Source organism: Virgibacillus carmonensis (genome assembly GCF_057836705.1).
In genome coordinates, this window is sequence record NZ_JBYQFJ010000167.1 from 1 (window position 1) to 695 (window position 695).

1 protein-coding gene is annotated in these 695 nt (G+C 40.7%); it reads left to right on the plus strand.

From position 1 onward, the window contains the following. Window positions 1–695: HAD-IC family P-type ATPase (locus AC3G7N_RS21170; RefSeq protein ID WP_489424116.1), on the plus strand; the 695-nt coding region annotated here is incomplete at both ends.

Genomic DNA, 695 nt, shown 5'->3' on the forward strand with positions numbered 1-695 from the left:
CCTGATTGATATTATGTTAATCGGTCATTGGATTGAAATGAAATCAGTTATGGGTGCTACGTCGTCATTGGAACATTTGGTTGAGCTAATGCCAAACACAGCCCATCGGATTAATAAAAATGAGGACACAGAAGAAGTAAACGTATCCGAATTAAAAAACGGTGATTTGGTTTTGATAAAGCCAGGTGAAAAAATACCAGCAGACGGTAAAATAACCAAGGGTCGATCCGAAATTGACGAATCAATGCTAACAGGTGAATCTCTTCCTGTTTCTAAAGAGAAAGGGGAAGAGGCAATTGGCGGGTCTGTAAACGGGGAAGGTTCCCTAACCATTTCTATTGAAAAAACGGGTGAAGATAGTTATTTATCACAAGTTATAACGATGGTCCGTGAAGCACAGGAATCAAGGTCCCATACACAAGACCTTTCGGACCGCATGGCAAAATGGTTATTTTATATTGCAATGGCAGCGGGTATCGTGACCTTTGTAATATGGATTTTTGTTGGTCCATCATTAAGCTATGCCTTAGAACGAACAGTTACCGTAATGGTTATTGCATGTCCCCATGCACTTGGACTTGCCGCACCTTTAGTGGTTGCGAAATCAACAACACTTGCTGCGAAAAGTGGCTTGCTTATTCGGAAACGATCCAGTTTTGAGGAAGCAAGAAATATAGATGCCGTTATTTTTGATA